Here is a 14,266-nt window from a genome sequence, read left to right as displayed (position 1 = left end):
GGCCGAGGCCTTTTTTAGCAGGTCGTTGTCCTGCTTCAACTGGCGATTCTCGGCTTCCAACTGACGAATCCGCTGCTGCTCGGGTGTCAGCGGCTTACCCACTCCCGCCTGCCCCGACAGCTCGGCTTCGTATTGCTGAACCCAGCGGCGAACTGCCGTCTCTCCCAGGTCCATGTCTCGGCAGACCTGCGTAATGCTCAGGCCCTGGTCTTTGATCATCTGGACGACTTGCAGCTTGAAGCTGGCATCGAATGTTCTGCGTTTACGGCTCATGAATGACTCCTCTATTCAGTGGATTTTCCACCTATCGAGGTGTCCGAGGAAATTGAACCACCACATCAGGAATACCCACGCACTCCAAACGGTCCCCTCTCCCTTCAGGGAGAGGGTTAGGGAGAGGGCGCTCTTCAGGACGAGCACCGAAGCCACAGGTGGGCACCGTTCGCGAGCTCGCTCCTACGAAAACGAAAAGCCGTTCGGCACCTTGGCAACATCCGTGGGACCAGTGTCATTCCTCCACAGCCACCCCAGGCGCACCATGACCAGAACCCCCACCCCAGGAGCCCCCATCATGAGCGAAGCCCGCCCACCCCTGCCGCCCTTCACCCGCGAGACCGCCATCCAGAAGGTGCGCGCCGCCGAGGATGGCTGGAACAGCCGCGACCCACAGCGCGTGTCCCTGGCCTACAGCCCGGACAGCACCTGGCGCAACCGCTCCACTTTCATCCGCGGCCGCGTGCAGATCGTCGAATTTCTCACCGGCAAGTGGCGCCGCGAGCTGGACTACCGGCTGATCAAGGAACTCTGGGCCTTCACCGGCGAGCGCATCGCCGTGCGCTTCGCCTACGAGTGGCACGACGACTCGGGCAACTGGTTCCGCTCCTACGGCAACGAGAACTGGGCCTTCGACGCGAACGGCCTTATGGTCGAACGCCACGCCAGCATCAACGACCTGCCCATCAGCGAGGACGAGCGGCTGTTCCGCTGGCCGCTGGGCCGGCGCCCGGACGATCACCCGTCGCTGAGCGATCTCGGTCTCTGAGCCGGCCGCGGGAGCGAGGCGGGCGCCCCGCCCCCGCGGTGGGCCTCAGTGCGCTTCTTCCAGGTCGTCGTGGAGCAGCCCGAGGATTTCGCGCTTCATCTCGATGAACTGGCGGTCCATCACCATGTCCAGCGAGCGCGGGCGCTCGATGGGCACGTCGAGGATGCGCTTGATGCGCCCCGGGCGCGCGCCCATGACGTAGACGCGGTCGCCCAGCAGGATGGCTTCGTCGATGTCGTGGGTGACGAACACCACGGTCTTCTTGCTGTGGTCCCACACGCGCAGCAGCAGCTTCTGCATCTGCATGCGCGTCTGGCTGTCGAGGGCGCCGAAGGGCTCGTCCATCAGCAGGATCTGCGGGTCGTTGGCCAGCGCGCGGGCGATGGCCACGCGCTGCATCATGCCGCCGGAGAGCTGCTTGGGGTAGTTGCCGGCGAAGTTGGCCAGGCCCACCTCGTTGAGGTAGTAGTCGACGATCTCCTTGCGCTCGGCGGCCGGCAGGCCGCGGCGCTTCAAGCCGAACTCGACGTTCTCGCGCACGGTCAGCCAGGGGAACAGGGTGTAGCTCTGGAACACCATGCCGCGGTCGGCGCCGGGGCCGTCGACGCGCTGGCCGCCGACGTAGATGTCACCCTCGGTGGGCTCGGACAGCCCGGCGGTGAGGTACAGCAGGCTCGACTTGCCGCAGCCGGAGGGGCCGACGATCACCGCGAACTGCTGGTCCGGCACCTCGAAGGAGACCTTCTCCAGCGCGGCGAAGGTGCCGCCCTCGGGGGTGCGGTAGCGCAGGCTGACCTGGTCCACGCGCAGCCGCGCCGGCTGCGCCCCTTGTGCGGCCGGTGCCGCGTCGTTGCGTTGCATGGCTGCTACTGCGCCCATGAGGCCACCTTCAGTCGGAGGATGCGGAAGAGTTGGTCGGTGATCAGCCCGAGCAGGCCGATGATGGCGATGGCCAGGAAGATCACGTCCACCTGGAAGCCGCGCATGGCCTTGAGGCTGATGTAGCCCAGGCCGCTGGAGGCGGCGACCAACTCGGCCACCACCAGGTAGGTCCAGGCCCAGCCCATGGTCACCCGCAGGGTGTCCAGCACGCCGGGCAGCGAGGCCGGGCCGAGCACGTGCAGCACCACGTCGCGGCGGGTGCAGCCCAGGGTATAGGAGGCGTTGACCAGGTCCTTGGCGACGCCGCGGGAGACGTCGGCGATCATCACCAGCTGCTGGAAGAACACGCCGAAGATGATCACCGTGACGCGCTGCTCGATGCCGATGCCGATCCACAGGATGAACAGCGGCACGAAAGAGGTCACCGGCAGGTAGCGGATGAAGTTCACCAGCGGTTCGAGGAAGGCCTGGACGATGCGGAAGCTGCCCATCAGCAGGCCCAGGGGCACGGCCACCAGGGACGAGACCAGGAAGCCGATCATCACCACCTCGACGCTGGCCAGCACGTGGGTGCCCAGGGTGCCGTCGCGGCCCAGGCGCACGGCGGCGTCCAGTACCGCGCCGGGGCTGGGCAGGAACATCGCCGGCACCACGCCGCCGTAGGAGAGCAGGGCCCAGAGGCCGAACACCAGCAGCCAGCACAGGGCGCTGGCGGACCACACCAGGCGCACCGGCAGCTCGACCTTGGGCGTCAGGCAGCGGCTGAGCCAGGATTTATTCGGACGTGACATCGCGGATTACCTCCATGCGGACGGCCGCAAGCCTTCCGCCAGGATGCTGTGGAACGAGGGATGGGGAGGGGCGGGCGCGCGGCCCGCCGGGTTCACTGGGCGACGAAGCGGGTGTCCACCAGGTCGTCGTAGCTGACCTGGAAGGTCTTGCCCTGCAGCTGCGTCCAGGTCTCGTTGGCCAGGCCGATGATGTCCTTGATGTCGCCGGCCTTGCCGGGGGCGCCGAGGAGCTTCTCGCTCATGGCCTCGTCATAGAAGCGCACGCCCTTGGCCGCCTCGGCCAGGTCCTTGGGGTCGGACAGGTAGCCGCCGACGCCCTTGGCCATGATGGCGTAGGCCTCCTGCGGGTGCTCCTTGGTGTACTGCACGGCCTTGTACAGGCCCTTGACCAGGGCCTTGACGTCGTCGGGTTGCTTGTCGATGACGTCGCAGTTCAGCGCCACCACGTCGACGATCACCCCGGGGGTGCTGGTGCTGTCCACCAGCACCTTGCCCTGCTGCTTCTGGCGCACCATCGACAGGTGCGGCTCCCAGGTCACCGCGGCGGGGATGCGCCCGGCGATGAAGGCGGTGGCGGCATCGTCGGCGGTCATGTTCTGCACCTTGATGTCGTTCATGCTCATGCCGGCGTTCTTCAGCAGGTACGCCAGCCAGAACTGCGACACCGAGCCTTCGTTGACCGCCACTTCCTGGCCCTTGAGCTGGGCCAGGCTGGTGACGTCCTTGCCCACCAGCACGCCGTCGCCGCCATGGCTGTCGTCCAGCGCGGCCACGGCCTTGAAGCAGAACTGCGGGCGGTACTTGAGGATTTCGTCGATGGTCGAGGCGGAGCCGGAGAGCTTGCCGGAGGCCTGGGCGGCCATGTACATCGCCGCTTCCTCGATGGGGGTGAGCTGCAGGTCCAGGCCCTGCTCCTTGAAGTAGCCCAGGTCGCGGGCCAGGTACAGGGTGCCGTAGCCGACCCAGGTGGTATGACCGATGGACAGGGTGCCGGCCTGGGCCGCTCCGGCGGCGCCGGCGAGCAGCCCGGCGAGGGCGAGGGGACGGGTGAAACGCGCAAGCAAGGACTTGTTCATGAAGCACTCCCACAGCCTGTTGGGCTTGTTATTGGATAACTGCGGCAGTGGCCAGATGGCCGGAGATTTCATAGCGAAGCGGAACGTGCGCGGCGATGGGCTCTGTGGCCCCTGGGCCCGAAAGGCGGGCGGCACGTGACAGGGCGGATGGTGGCGGAAGCGGGAGGCTCGGAAAATTATTAAATATGTCGTTGCGACATAAGAAAAAGCTGCCTTTCGCCGCCGGGGCCCGGGCTTGCCGCGTTCGTGGCGCCCCGACCGGCGGCGGGCTGCCAGCCACTTCCTCAGGGCTTTCCTACGCTTTGTGCATCCTTTTCGCCGTGGGCGCCGCGCCGGGCCGGGAATAGACTCCCCGGCCGTCGGAAATAGCCCCAGGCCAGCCTGCAAGCCACAAGGCCCGCGCCCCGGGCCGGACAGCCATGTATCGGAAACCTTACATTCTTGACCAAGAAGGAATAATCACCGGACACGGGCCTGTTAAGGTTTCCTTAAGGCCGGGGCCCTCCCGCCATCCAAGGAAAACTACCGGAGCGACCCTCCGGCGTTCGAGAGTCCCCATGCTGCAACGCTACTTCTGGAAGCTGCTGCCCAAGGTCCAGCGCAACTTCCTGCTCAGCCGCCTGCCGGTGCAGGAACGACAGATCGTCAACAAGGCGATGTCCGGCAACGCCCATTTCCCCGCCTATTTCCGCGAGCGCCGCTGCCTGTTCGTGCACGTGCCCAAGTGCGCCGGCAGCAGCCTCTGCGCGGCGCTGTTCGACGGCGGGCGCCCCGGCCATCTGCCGCTGTACTGGTACGAGCAGCAGTTCCCCGGCGAATATGCCGAAAGCTTCAAGTTCAGCTTCGTCCGCGACCCGCTGGAGCGCGCCTACTCGGCCTACGCCTATCTGCGCGGCAACCAGCTGCCGCAGCGCGACCGGGCGGCGCACCAGCTGGTCTGCCAGTTCCGCGACTTCGACGACTTCGTCGACCGCTGGCTGCACCCGGACAACCTCCACCGCCAGCTGCATTTCGTGCCGCAGGTGGCCTTCCTCTGCGATTCCCTCGGCCACCTGGGGCTGGACTTCATCGGCCGCCAGGAGAACCTGGAAGCGGACTTCCAGACGCTGTGTGAGCACCTGGGCATCAGCGGCCAGCTGCCCCACCTGAACGCCTCGCGGCAACGCCAGGCCGGCCCGGCCCGGGACTTCTGCAGCACTCGCACGCGGCGCCTGGTGCGCCGCGCCTATCAACGCGACTACCAACTGCTTGGCTATGAGTGACCTCAAAGTACCCCTGTTCCCCGTCACCGGCAGCGTGCGCCGCGAGGCCCGCGCCGCCCTCAAGGGCCAGCGCCCCTGCTGCATCTGGCTGACCGGCCTGTCCGGCTCGGGCAAGTCGAGCCTGGCCAACGCCCTGGAGCTGGCCCTGCACCGCGAGCGCGTGCACAGCTTCCTGCTCGATGGCGACCAGGTCCGCGGCGGCCTGTGCAGCGACCTGGACATGAGCCCCGAGGGCCGCCGCGAGAACATCCGCCGCCTGGCCCAGGCCGCGCGGCTGATGACCGAGGCCGGGCTGGTGGTGATAGTCGCCGCCATCTCGCCGTTCCGCGCCGAGCGCGACGCCGCCCGCGCGCTGTTCCCGGCCGACGAGTTCCTCGGCGTCTACCTCAGCACGCCGCTGCAGACCTGCGCCGAGCGCGACCCCAAGGGCCTGTACAAGGCCGCCCGGGAAGGCCGCCTGCGCAACTTCACCGGCATCGACAGCCCCTACGAGCCGCCGCTGGACGCCGACTTCGAAGTGGACGCCACCGACACCTCCACCGACGAGGCCTGCCGTAGGTTGCTCGGGCTGGTCCTGCAGCGCTGCCGCCCCGGCAAGGCCTGAACGCCTCGCGGCTCCGAGCCCGGCTTGCCGTCCCCGCGCGCGGCTGGGCAAGATGGGCGCCCAACCACCGCCGCGGGGTATCCGTGTCCGTTCTCTTCGAGGCCCTCTGGCCGCTCTTCGCGCTCATCGTCGGCGGCTACCTGCTGCGCCGCCGCGGCTTCCCCGGCGAGGCCTTCTGGCCGGCGGCCGAACGCCTGAACTACTTCATCCTGTTCCCCGCGCTGCTGTTCGCCAGCCTGGCCAAGGCGCCGCTGCGCGATCCGGGGCTGGGCCGCCTGGCCCTGGCGGTGGCCCTGGGCCTGGGCGGCGCCTGGCTGGCGCTGCTGGCCAGCCGGCGCCTGCGCGCCTGGAGCGCGGCGCGCTTCGGCGCCATCGCCCAGGGCGTGCTGCGCTTCAACACCTACCTGGGCCTGGCCGCGGTGGGCAGCCTGTACGGCAAGGAAGGCCTGACCCTGGCGGCGCTGATGCTGGCGCTGATGGTGCCGACGGTGAACCTGATGTCGGTCTGGGCGCTGACCGCCGAACGCGGCATCAGCGCCCGCGCGCTGCTGCTGCCGATCCTGAAGAACCCGCTGATCCTCGCCTGCGCCGCCGGCGCCCTGGTCAACCTGGCCGGCCTGGAACTGGGCGGCGGCAGCGCCCGGCTGTTCGACCTGCTGGCGGTGGCCAGCCTGCCGCTGGGCCTGCTTTGCGTGGGCGCCGCGCTGCAACCGAAGGAACTGCGCGCGGAACTGCCGGTGCTGCTGGGCAGCTGCGCCACGCGCCTGCTGGCGATGCCCGCGCTGGCCTTCGCCTGCGCCCAGCTGCTGGGCCTGGCGCCGCTGGAGTCGGCGGTGTTCGTGCTGTTCTTCGCCTTGCCGACGGCGCCTACGGCCTATGTGCTGACGCGGCAGCTGGGTGGGGACAGTCACCTGATGGCGGGGATCATCACGCTGCAGACGTTGTTGGCGGGGGGGAGCCTGTTGCTGGTGATGGGGGTGGTGCAGGCGCTGGCGGGGTGAGGATGTGGGGGCTTTTCGTAGGAGCGAGCTTGCTCGCGAACGGAGTTTCCCGGTGGCTCTGGTGTGTTGGATTGACTCCGCGACCCTCTCCCCAGCCCTCGGCTGCGCGCCCCGCCCTGAAGGGAGAGGGGGCTAGTCCGTGCCGAGAGGAGGAATGGTTTCAGCCGGAAACCGTCGGTGTTGCCGGCTGACTCCAGAACACCCAAGCACTCCGAACGGTCCCCTCTCCCTTCAGGGCGGGGCGCGCAGCCGAGGGTTAGGGAGAGGGCGCTCTTCAGGACAGGCACCGAAGCCCCCTGCAAGCACCGTTCGCGAGCAAGCTCGCTCCTACAGAACAGAAAAGCGCCCAGCCCCAATCAGAAGTGGTACTTCACCAACAGACTGGTGGTGTTCTGGTCGGTCGTGAAGAACTGCGAATCCTTGATCCCGTACTTGTCGGACCAGTAGTCGTACTCCACGCCCACGTACAGGTGCTTGGCCTCGTAGCCCATGGCCTTGCCCAGGTCGTACTTGATCTGCGGGTTGAAGTGCAGGTTGGCGTGGTAGTCGCTCTGGCCGCGTTCGCTGGCGCTGGCGCTCTTGTTGTTGACCACCCAGTCCATGAAGCCGTCGAAGAGGATGTCGGAGTTGCCCACCGGGATGGTCACGGCCCAGGCCGGGGTGACCTGCCAGGCGCCGGAGGGTACGCGGTTGCCGTCGGGCTTGCGGTAGTAGAAGTTCAGCTGGAAGTAGTCGAAGCCGGGCAGGGCCAGGTCGAAGCCCGGGCCGATCAGGTAGGCCTCGGTGTCGCCTTCGCCGAATTCGTAGGTGGTGGCCAGCAGCACGTCCTTGATCGGGCCCAGCGACAGGTCGGCGCCGGTGATCTTGCCGAACGACAGGCGCGGGCTGAACTCGCCGTAGTAGGTGTTCTTGCCGTTCTGGCTGTCTTCCTTGCCGTTGTAGTTGATCTGGTCGACGAAGAACCAGATGTCGCCCCAGGTCCAGGCGCTCGCGCTCTCGAAGGTGAAGGTCTGCTGGATCGGCGGGTTGACCTTGAAGTTCTTGCCCCACAGGTAGGTCAGGCTTTCGTTGTGCCAGATCAGCGGGCCGTCGTTGCTGGCCGGCGCGGGGGTGAGGTCTTCGCCGCCGGCCATGGCCTGGCCGGTAGCCAGCAGCCCGCCGGCGAGCAGCAGGGATGCGAGGGTGCGAGTCATGTGGTGCTCCTAGGTTTTGAAGTGCTGCGATCTAATTGGAATTCTGAACCTGTCCACTCGGTCAGGCTTGGCCTGCCGAGGCAAGATCGGGGCCAACGCGGGGCGCGGGCCCGGTTTTCTTCTGTGTTTTGGGAAAAGCCATGCTGTTTCATGGGCCTGCGCCGCGGCCGGCGAAGGCCTGGCATCGGGCAAAACCTGACTCATGGGACAAGTCGTGCCTTCAAACAGGGCAGTGCAACGAGCCGAAGCGCCATTTTGGCGAGCATGGACAGGGCTTATTGAATACACGATTGCGTTGAGTTGAATGGAATCAATTCAAAATGTGTATACAAGTTTGCTGTGAAGAATCTACACAAGCGCCCCGGCGGCCACCTTGCGGGCGGCCGCGGCCTTTCCGGGCGCGGATGATGCCAGAGCCGCGCCGCGCAAGCACCTCCGCCGGCCCGGCGGCGGCCCTCACCAGGCGGCGATCTGCCCGTCGGTGCGCGGCTCGGTGCCGCCGCAGAGCACGCCGCTGCGCGGGTCGCGCAGGATGATCTGGCCGCGCCCGTAGCTGCTCAGGTCGTGGGCCACTTCCACATGGTGGCCACGACGGGTGAGCACCGCCGCCAGGCTGCGCGGCGCGCCGTGCTCGATGCCGATGCGCTTGTCGCCCAGCCACTGCCAGCGCGGGGCGTCCAGCGCGGCCTGGGGGTTGAGGCCGAAGTCCACCAGGTTCATCACCATCTGCACGTGGCCCTGGGGCTGCATGTAGGCGCCCATCACGCCGAACGGGCCCAGGGGCACGCCGCCCTTGCTGAGGAAGCCGGGGATGATGGTGTGGAAGGTCTTCTTGCCCGGGGCCAGGGCGTTGACGTGACCGGCGTCGAGGCTGAACTCGGCGCCGCGGTTCTGCAGGGCGATGCCGGTGCCGGGCACCACCACGCCGGAGCCGAAGCCGTGGTAGTTGCTCTGGATGAACGACACCAGGTTGCCCTCGCCGTCGGCCGTGGCGAGGTACACGGTGCCGCCGGCGCGCGGCTTGCCCGGGTGCGGTTCCAGGGCGCGCTCGCCGATCAGCGCGCGGCGGCTGGCGGCGTAGTCGTCGCTGAGCAGGTCGGCGACGCTGAAGCGCATGGCGTCCGGCTGGCCGATGTAGGCGCGGCCGTCGGCGTAGGCCAGCTTCATGGCCTCCAGCTGGCGGTGCCAGGTGTCCGGGCTGTCGCGCTCGCCGAATTCGAAGCCCTTGAGGATGTTCAAGGCCATCAGCGCCACCAGGCCCTGGCCGGCCGGGGGGATTTCCCAGACGTCGTAGCCGCGGTAGTTCAGCGCGATGGGCTCGACCCACCGGGCGCGGTAGCCGACCAGGTCGGCCTCGTCCAGGTAGCCGCCGCTGTCCCGGGCGTGGGCGGCGATGCGCTGGGCCAGGGCGCCGCGGTAGAAGCTCTCGCAGCGGCTTTGCGCCAGTTCGCGCAAGGTCTGCGCCTGGCCGGGGTTGCGGAAGATTTCCCCGGCGCGGGGGGCGCGGCCGTCGATGAGGAATTCGTCGAACCAGGCCGCCAGCTCCGGGTGCGCGTCGCGCACCCCGCGGAACTTGTCCAGGCCGCTCTGCCAGAGGCCGGCGATCACCGGCGAGACCGGGAAGCCCTGCTCGGCCAGTTCGATGGCCGGGGCCAGCAGCTCGGCGAAGGGCAGCCGGCCGAAGCGCACCGACAGCTCGGCCCAGGCCGCCGGGCAGCCCGGCACGGTCACCGGCGTCCAGCCGTACAGCGGCATGCGCGCGTGGCCGGCGCCGCGCAGCGTGCCGATGTCCAACGCCCCGGGCGCGTAGCCGGCGGCGTCCAGGCCGTGCAGCTTGTCCTTCACCCACACCAAGGCGAAGGCATCGCCGCCGATGCCGCAGCCGGTGGGCTCCACCACCGTCAGCGCCGCCGCCGTGGCCACCGCGGCGTCCACCGCGTTGCCGCCGCGCTTGAGCATGTCCAGCCCGACCTGCGCCGCCAGCGGCTGCGAGGTGGCCACCATGCCGCGCCGGGCGTACACCAGCGAGCGCTGCGAAGCATAGGGATATTCCTGGGCGGAGAAATTCAGCATGGGCGGGCTCCGTTGACGGCTTGAGGCGGCAGGGTAGCCCTGCCAGACTCTGTCCACTAGCGATACAAAGCCAAAGCATAGCGATGAACGGACAGCACCCCCATCTGCAACGCGCGATTCCCACGCTCGACGACCTGCCGCGGCCGGTCTACGCGCGCGCCGAGAGCCTGCGCGCCGGCTCCTGGACCGGCCGCCACCACCACGCCTGGGTGCAACTGTCCTACGCCATCAGCGGGGTGCTCGGCGTGCACACCGCCGAGGGCAGCTTCTTCGCCCCGCCGCAGCGCGCCATCTGGATACCGGCGTACCTGGAGCACGAGGTGGTCACCTCCGGCCGCGCGGAGATGCGCAGCCTCTACCTGAGCGCCGAGGCCTGCGCCTGGGCGGAACCACGCTGCCGGGTGCTGGAGGTGACGCCGCTGGCCCGCGAGCTGATCAAGAGCTTCTGCGAGCTGGCGGTGGATTATCCACAGGGCGACAGCCCCGAGCAGCGCCTGGTGAGCGTGCTGCTGGACCAGCTGCGCACCCTGCCGGAAGTCGCCTTCTCCCTGCCCATGCCCCAGGAGCCGCGGCTGCTGCAGCTGTGCCAGGCGCTGATCGAACAGCCCAGCACCAGCCTCACCCTGGGCGACTGGGCGCAGCGCCTGGGCACGTCGGAAAAAACCCTCTCGCGCCTGTTCCAGCGCGAGACCGGCATGAGCTTCCGCCTCTGGCGCCAACGCCAGCGGCTGCTTGGTTCGCTGGGTGTGCTGGAGGATGGAGCCAGCGTGACCGCTGCGGCGCTGGATTGTGGCTATGACTCCACTTCGGCCTATATAGCCGCGTTCAAGGGGTTGTTCGGTTTTACGCCGGGGGAGTTGTTCAAGCAGCGTTGAGCCGCTGCGGTCTTTCTTCCTGTAGGAGCGAGCTTGCTCGCGAACGGCGCCAACCGGCTGGGTGTGGTGCATGCCCTGAAGAGCCCCTCTCCCCAGCCCTCTCCCTGAAGGGAGAGGGGGCTAGTCCGTGCCGAGAGAAGGAATGGTTTCAGCCAGAAACCTTCGGCGTCGCCGGCTGACTCCAAAACACCCGACCCTGCCCAACGGTCCCCTCTCCCTTCAGGGAGAGGGTTAGGGAGAGGGCGCTCTTCAGGACAAACACCGAAGCCTCGGCAGACCACCATTCGCGAGCAAGCTCGCTCCTACGAAAAGCCACTCCAAATAAGCGGATTTCCGCTCACCCACCCCACCCATCGGCATCCAACCGCCTGCCCACACCGTACGAAACCGCCGTAATCCCTTGCCCCACGCGGCTTTGCGCCCTTGGCACGTTGCCTGCTATCGCCCTCCACACTGCGCCGCACCTCGTGGCGCGCCGGTGCCGGTTTCGTGGTCCGCGCACCCGACGACAACAACGACAAGAGGATTACCCATGGATAGCGCAAGCGCCGTCTCCGCTTCTGCCGCGCCCCGTACGACCTCCCAGCGCATCAAGTCGATCTTCAGCGGTTCGGTGGGCAACCTGGTGGAGTGGTACGACTGGTACGTCTACGCCGCCTTCTCCCTGTACTTCGCCAAGGCCTTCTTCCCCCAGGGCGACATGACCGCCCAGCTGCTCAACACCGCCGCGATCTTCGCCGTGGGCTTCCTGATGCGCCCGATCGGCGGCTGGCTGATGGGCATCTACGCCGACCGCAAGGGCCGCAAGGCCGCGCTGCTGGCCTCGGTGCTGCTGATGTGCTTCGGCTCGCTGATCATCGCCCTGACCCCCAGCTACGAGACCATCGGCGTCGGCGCGCCCATCCTGCTGGTGCTCGCGCGCCTGCTGCAGGGCCTGTCGGTCGGCGGCGAATACGGCACCTCGGCCACCTACCTCAGCGAGATGGCCAACAAGGAGCAACGCGGCTTCTTCTCCAGCTTCCAGTACGTGACGCTGATCTCCGGCCAGCTCATCGCCCTGGCGGTGCTCATCGTGCTGCAGCAGACACTGACCGTCGAACAGCTGGAAAGCTGGGGCTGGCGCGTGCCCTTCTTCATCGGCGCGCTGTGCGCGGTGACCGCCATGTTCCTGCGCCGCGGCATGGAAGAGACCGAGTCCTTCGCCAAGAAGAAGGAAGAGCCCAAGGAAAGCCTGATGCGCGCCCTGCTGCGCCATCCCAAGGAAGTCCTCACCGTGGTCGGCCTGACCATGGGCGGCACCCTGGCCTTCTACACCTACACCACGTACATGCAGAAGTACCTGGTGAACACCGTGGGCATGAGTAAGACCGACTCGACCATGATCTCGGCCGCCACCCTGTTCCTGTTCATGCTGCTGCAGCCGATCGTCGGCGCGCTGTCGGACAAGATCGGCCGGCGCCCGATCCTGATCGCCTTCGGCGTGCTGGGCACCGTCTTCACCTACCCGATCCTCAGCACCCTGCACAGCATCGACACCTGGTGGGGCGCGTTCTTCCTGATCATGGCGGCGCTGGTGATCGTCAGCGGCTACACCTCGATCAACGCCGTGGTGAAGGCCGAGCTGTTCCCCACCGAAATCCGCGCCCTGGGCGTGGGCCTGCCGTACGCGCTGACCGTGTCCATCTTCGGCGGCACCGCCGAGTACGTGGCGCTGTGGTTCAAGAGCATCGGCATGGAGAGTGGCTTCTACTGGTATGTCACCGGCTGCATCGCCTGCTCGCTGCTGGTCTACGTGACCATGAAGGACACCCGGACGCATTCGAAGATCACTACCGACTGATAGGGCGCGTGCCCTGGCCCCGGGGTTGCTCCGGGGCGTTTTATCCACGAGGCCTGGCAGATGCTGGGTCTTGTCGTTTTTGGGTCGCCTGGGCTGGGCTTATGAGGGGCGGGGAGATGGGTGTAGCGGCGTATAACCGCGAACGGTTATACGCCCTACGTTATGCTCGGCGGCTTATGGCCTGACGAAGCGAGTTCATGAGCGTTTTGGATATTCCCTTTGGGCCTCTTCTGGCCCGCGGCCTGCGCGGGGCGCTGAGCGGGCCCTTCGACCTCGACCTGGCGCCCGGCCGCTGCAGCGTGCTCAGCGGCCCCTCGGGCATCGGCAAGAGCCTGTTGTTGCGCATGCTCGCCGACCTCGATCCCAACCAGGGCCAGGTCAGCCTGGCCGGGGTGGCGCGCGAGCGTATGCCGGCCAGCGCCTGGCGGCGGCTGGTCACCTATGTGGCGGCGGAGTCCGGCTGGTGGGAGGAGGGCGTCGCCGCGCACTTCGCCGACCTCGACGCCGTGCGGGCGCTGCTGCCGCGGGTGCGTCTCGACCCGGCGCTGCTGCAGGCGCGGGTGGCGCAGTTATCCACAGGCGAGCGCCAGCGCCTGGCCCTGTTGCGCGCGGTGGTGCAGCGGCCGCGCTTCCTGCTGCTGGACGAACCCACGGCGGCGCTGGACGCGGCCAGCCGCGAGGGCGTCGAGCAACTGCTGCAGGAACTGAAGGCCGAAGGCCTGGGCCTGCTGGTGGTCAGCCACGATGCCGGGCAGGCGCGGCGCCTGGCGGACGTCCACCTGCAACTCGACGAACACGGCCTGGGCGAGGTGCAACCATGACGCCGCTGCAGCTCGGCCTGCCGGAACTGGCCCTGGCGGCGCTGCTGATCGTGGCCGCCGCCGCGCTGTCCTGGGCGCTGCGCTTGGGCCTGCAGCGCACCCTGCTGGTCTGCGCCGTGCGCCTGGTGGTGCAACTGGTGCTGGTGGGGCTGTTCCTGCGCCAGGTGTTCGCCCTGTCCTCGCCCTGGCTGACCGCCGGGGTGGTGCTGGCGATGCTCGCCGCGGCCAGCTTCGAGGTCGGCTCGCGGCAGCGCCGCCGGCTGGCCGGGTTCTGGCACCTGGGCATCGGCGGCAGCAGCGTCGGCATCGCCACCCTGGGCATCGCCCTCTTCGCCCTGGCCGGCAGCCTGCGGCCGCAGCCGTGGTACGACGCGCGGCACGCCATCCCGCTGGTGGGCATCATCCTCGGCACGGCGATGAACGCCGCCAGCCTGGCGCTGAACCAGGTGTTCGCCAGCGTCACCCGCGAGCGCGCCGCCATCGAGGCGCGCCTGGCCCTGGGCGCCGACCGCTACACCGCGCTTGGCGGGGTGCTGCGCCGCGCGCTCTACACCGGGCTGATCCCCACCCTCAACCAGATGGCCGCCGCCGGCATCATCACCCTGCCGGGGATCATGACCGGGCAGATTCTCGCCGGCATGGACCCGCTGGACGCTGCGCGCTACCAGATCCTGCTGATGTTCCTGCTGGTCGGCGCCGGGTTCGCCGCGGCCCTGGGCGCCGTGTACCTGTCGGCCTGGCGGCTCACCGACGAGCGCGACCGCCTGCGCCTGGACCGCCTGCGCGGCGAGGATTGAGCGGGTATG

14 protein-coding genes are annotated in these 14,266 nt (G+C 68.1%); 8 read left to right on the top strand and 6 right to left on the bottom strand.

Annotated features, from left to right (window positions below):
- Positions 1-273 (bottom strand): transposase (locus tag BM060_RS31145; RefSeq protein WP_143096617.1); only part of this gene is annotated, 273 nt, incomplete at its 3' end.
- A 298-nt stretch (positions 274-571) separates the two neighbouring features.
- Here BM060_RS31145 and BM060_RS31140 point away from each other — a divergent pair.
- Entirely contained in the window at positions 572-1,042 is a 471-nt protein-coding gene (locus BM060_RS31140) for a nuclear transport factor 2 family protein (RefSeq protein WP_074986302.1), read from the top strand.
- Positions 1,043-1,087: 45 nt separating this feature from the next.
- On the opposite strand, the gene BM060_RS31135 is transcribed toward BM060_RS31140, so the two are convergent.
- The 3 genes from BM060_RS31135 to BM060_RS31125 all read right to left on the bottom strand — a co-directional run bounded on the left by BM060_RS31135 (position 1,088) and on the right by BM060_RS31125 (position 3,791).
- Positions 1,088-1,921, bottom strand: a complete 834-nt coding sequence (locus BM060_RS31135) for an ABC transporter ATP-binding protein (protein ID WP_043270214.1) — start codon at positions 1,919-1,921, stop codon at positions 1,088-1,090.
- Entirely contained in the window at positions 1,909-2,715 is an 807-nt protein-coding gene (locus BM060_RS31130) for an ABC transporter permease (protein WP_061563149.1), read from the bottom strand. The genes BM060_RS31135 and BM060_RS31130 overlap by 13 nt, the downstream gene beginning before the upstream one ends.
- 92 nt (positions 2,716-2,807) lie before the next feature.
- Positions 2,808-3,791 (bottom strand): ABC transporter substrate-binding protein, encoded by a 984-nt coding sequence (locus BM060_RS31125; protein WP_074986298.1) that lies wholly within the window; start codon positions 3,789-3,791, stop codon positions 2,808-2,810.
- 557 nt (positions 3,792-4,348) lie between these two features.
- On the opposite strand from BM060_RS31125, the gene BM060_RS31120 reads away from it, so the two are divergent.
- From BM060_RS31120 to BM060_RS31110, 3 genes are all read left to right on the top strand, one after another.
- Positions 4,349-5,053 (top strand): sulfotransferase family 2 domain-containing protein, encoded by a 705-nt coding sequence (locus BM060_RS31120; RefSeq protein WP_074986296.1) that lies wholly within the window; start codon positions 4,349-4,351, stop codon positions 5,051-5,053.
- Positions 5,046-5,657, top strand: a complete 612-nt coding sequence (gene cysC / locus BM060_RS31115) for an adenylyl-sulfate kinase (RefSeq protein WP_074986294.1) — start codon at positions 5,046-5,048, stop codon at positions 5,655-5,657. Before BM060_RS31120 ends, cysC begins: the two co-directional genes overlap by 8 nt.
- Before the next feature lie 83 nt (positions 5,658-5,740).
- On the top strand, positions 5,741-6,658 hold the full coding sequence (locus tag BM060_RS31110) for an AEC family transporter (protein ID WP_074986292.1): 918 nt from the start codon (positions 5,741-5,743) through the stop codon (positions 6,656-6,658).
- A 356-nt stretch (positions 6,659-7,014) separates the two neighbouring features.
- Here the strand turns inward: BM060_RS31110 and BM060_RS31105 are convergent, their stop codons facing one another.
- Together BM060_RS31105 and BM060_RS31100 are read right to left on the bottom strand one after the other, a co-directional pair.
- On the bottom strand, positions 7,015-7,851 hold the full coding sequence (locus BM060_RS31105; RefSeq protein ID WP_043270226.1) for an outer membrane protein OmpK: 837 nt from the start codon (positions 7,849-7,851) through the stop codon (positions 7,015-7,017).
- A gap of 456 nt (positions 7,852-8,307) precedes the next feature.
- Entirely contained in the window at positions 8,308-9,924 is a 1,617-nt protein-coding gene (locus tag BM060_RS31100; RefSeq protein ID WP_074986289.1) for a gamma-glutamyltransferase family protein, read from the bottom strand.
- A 77-nt stretch (positions 9,925-10,001) separates the two neighbouring features.
- On the opposite strand from BM060_RS31100, the gene BM060_RS31095 reads away from it, so the two are divergent.
- From BM060_RS31095 to BM060_RS31080, 4 genes are all read left to right on the top strand, one after another.
- The gene (locus BM060_RS31095) at positions 10,002-10,799 is read left to right on the top strand and encodes an AraC family transcriptional regulator (protein ID WP_116425851.1); all 798 of its coding nucleotides are present in this window, start codon (positions 10,002-10,004) and stop codon (positions 10,797-10,799) included.
- Positions 10,800-11,331: 532 nt separating this feature from the next.
- Positions 11,332-12,639, top strand: coding sequence for an MFS transporter (locus BM060_RS31090; RefSeq protein ID WP_074986284.1), 1,308 nt, complete (start codon positions 11,332-11,334; stop codon positions 12,637-12,639).
- 197 nt (positions 12,640-12,836) lie between these two features.
- Positions 12,837-13,460: an ABC transporter ATP-binding protein gene (locus BM060_RS31085; RefSeq protein ID WP_074986282.1), complete on the top strand. Its 624-nt coding sequence runs from the start codon at positions 12,837-12,839 to the stop codon at positions 13,458-13,460.
- On the top strand, positions 13,457-14,257 hold the full coding sequence (locus tag BM060_RS31080; protein WP_043270233.1) for an ABC transporter permease: 801 nt from the start codon (positions 13,457-13,459) through the stop codon (positions 14,255-14,257). The genes BM060_RS31085 and BM060_RS31080 overlap by 4 nt, the downstream gene beginning before the upstream one ends.
- The last annotated feature ends 9 nt before the right edge of the window (positions 14,258-14,266 follow it).

Origin of the sequence: Pseudomonas citronellolis, from assembly GCF_900112375.1 — a bacterium.
Lineage (GTDB): Bacteria > Pseudomonadota > Gammaproteobacteria > Pseudomonadales > Pseudomonadaceae > Pseudomonas > Pseudomonas citronellolis.
Note: the sequence above shows the minus strand (reverse complement) of the source record. Positions and strands in the feature narration are given on the sequence as shown.

What these genes read in the sequence shown, in the direction of transcription:
- cysC (WP_074986294.1), top strand. Translation starts at nt 5,046, where the DNA reads ATGAGTGACCTCAAAGTACCCCTGTTCCCCGTCACCGGCAGCGTGCGC.
- BM060_RS31100 (WP_074986289.1), bottom strand. Translation starts at nt 9,924, where the DNA reads ATGCTGAATTTCTCCGCCCAGGAATATCCCTATGCTTCGCAGCGCTCG.
- BM060_RS31130 (WP_061563149.1), bottom strand. Translation starts at nt 2,715, where the DNA reads ATGTCACGTCCGAATAAATCCTGGCTCAGCCGCTGCCTGACGCCCAAG.
- BM060_RS31105 (WP_043270226.1), bottom strand. Translation starts at nt 7,851, where the DNA reads ATGACTCGCACCCTCGCATCCCTGCTGCTCGCCGGCGGGCTGCTGGCT.
- BM060_RS31080 (WP_043270233.1), top strand. Translation starts at nt 13,457, where the DNA reads ATGACGCCGCTGCAGCTCGGCCTGCCGGAACTGGCCCTGGCGGCGCTG.
- BM060_RS31135 (WP_043270214.1), bottom strand. Translation starts at nt 1,921, where the DNA reads ATGGGCGCAGTAGCAGCCATGCAACGCAACGACGCGGCACCGGCCGCA.
- BM060_RS31090 (WP_074986284.1), top strand. Translation starts at nt 11,332, where the DNA reads ATGGATAGCGCAAGCGCCGTCTCCGCTTCTGCCGCGCCCCGTACGACC.
- BM060_RS31140 (WP_074986302.1), top strand. Translation starts at nt 572, where the DNA reads ATGAGCGAAGCCCGCCCACCCCTGCCGCCCTTCACCCGCGAGACCGCC.
- BM060_RS31125 (WP_074986298.1), bottom strand. Translation starts at nt 3,791, where the DNA reads ATGAACAAGTCCTTGCTTGCGCGTTTCACCCGTCCCCTCGCCCTCGCC.
- BM060_RS31085 (WP_074986282.1), top strand. Translation starts at nt 12,837, where the DNA reads ATGAGCGTTTTGGATATTCCCTTTGGGCCTCTTCTGGCCCGCGGCCTG.
- BM060_RS31120 (WP_074986296.1), top strand. Translation starts at nt 4,349, where the DNA reads ATGCTGCAACGCTACTTCTGGAAGCTGCTGCCCAAGGTCCAGCGCAAC.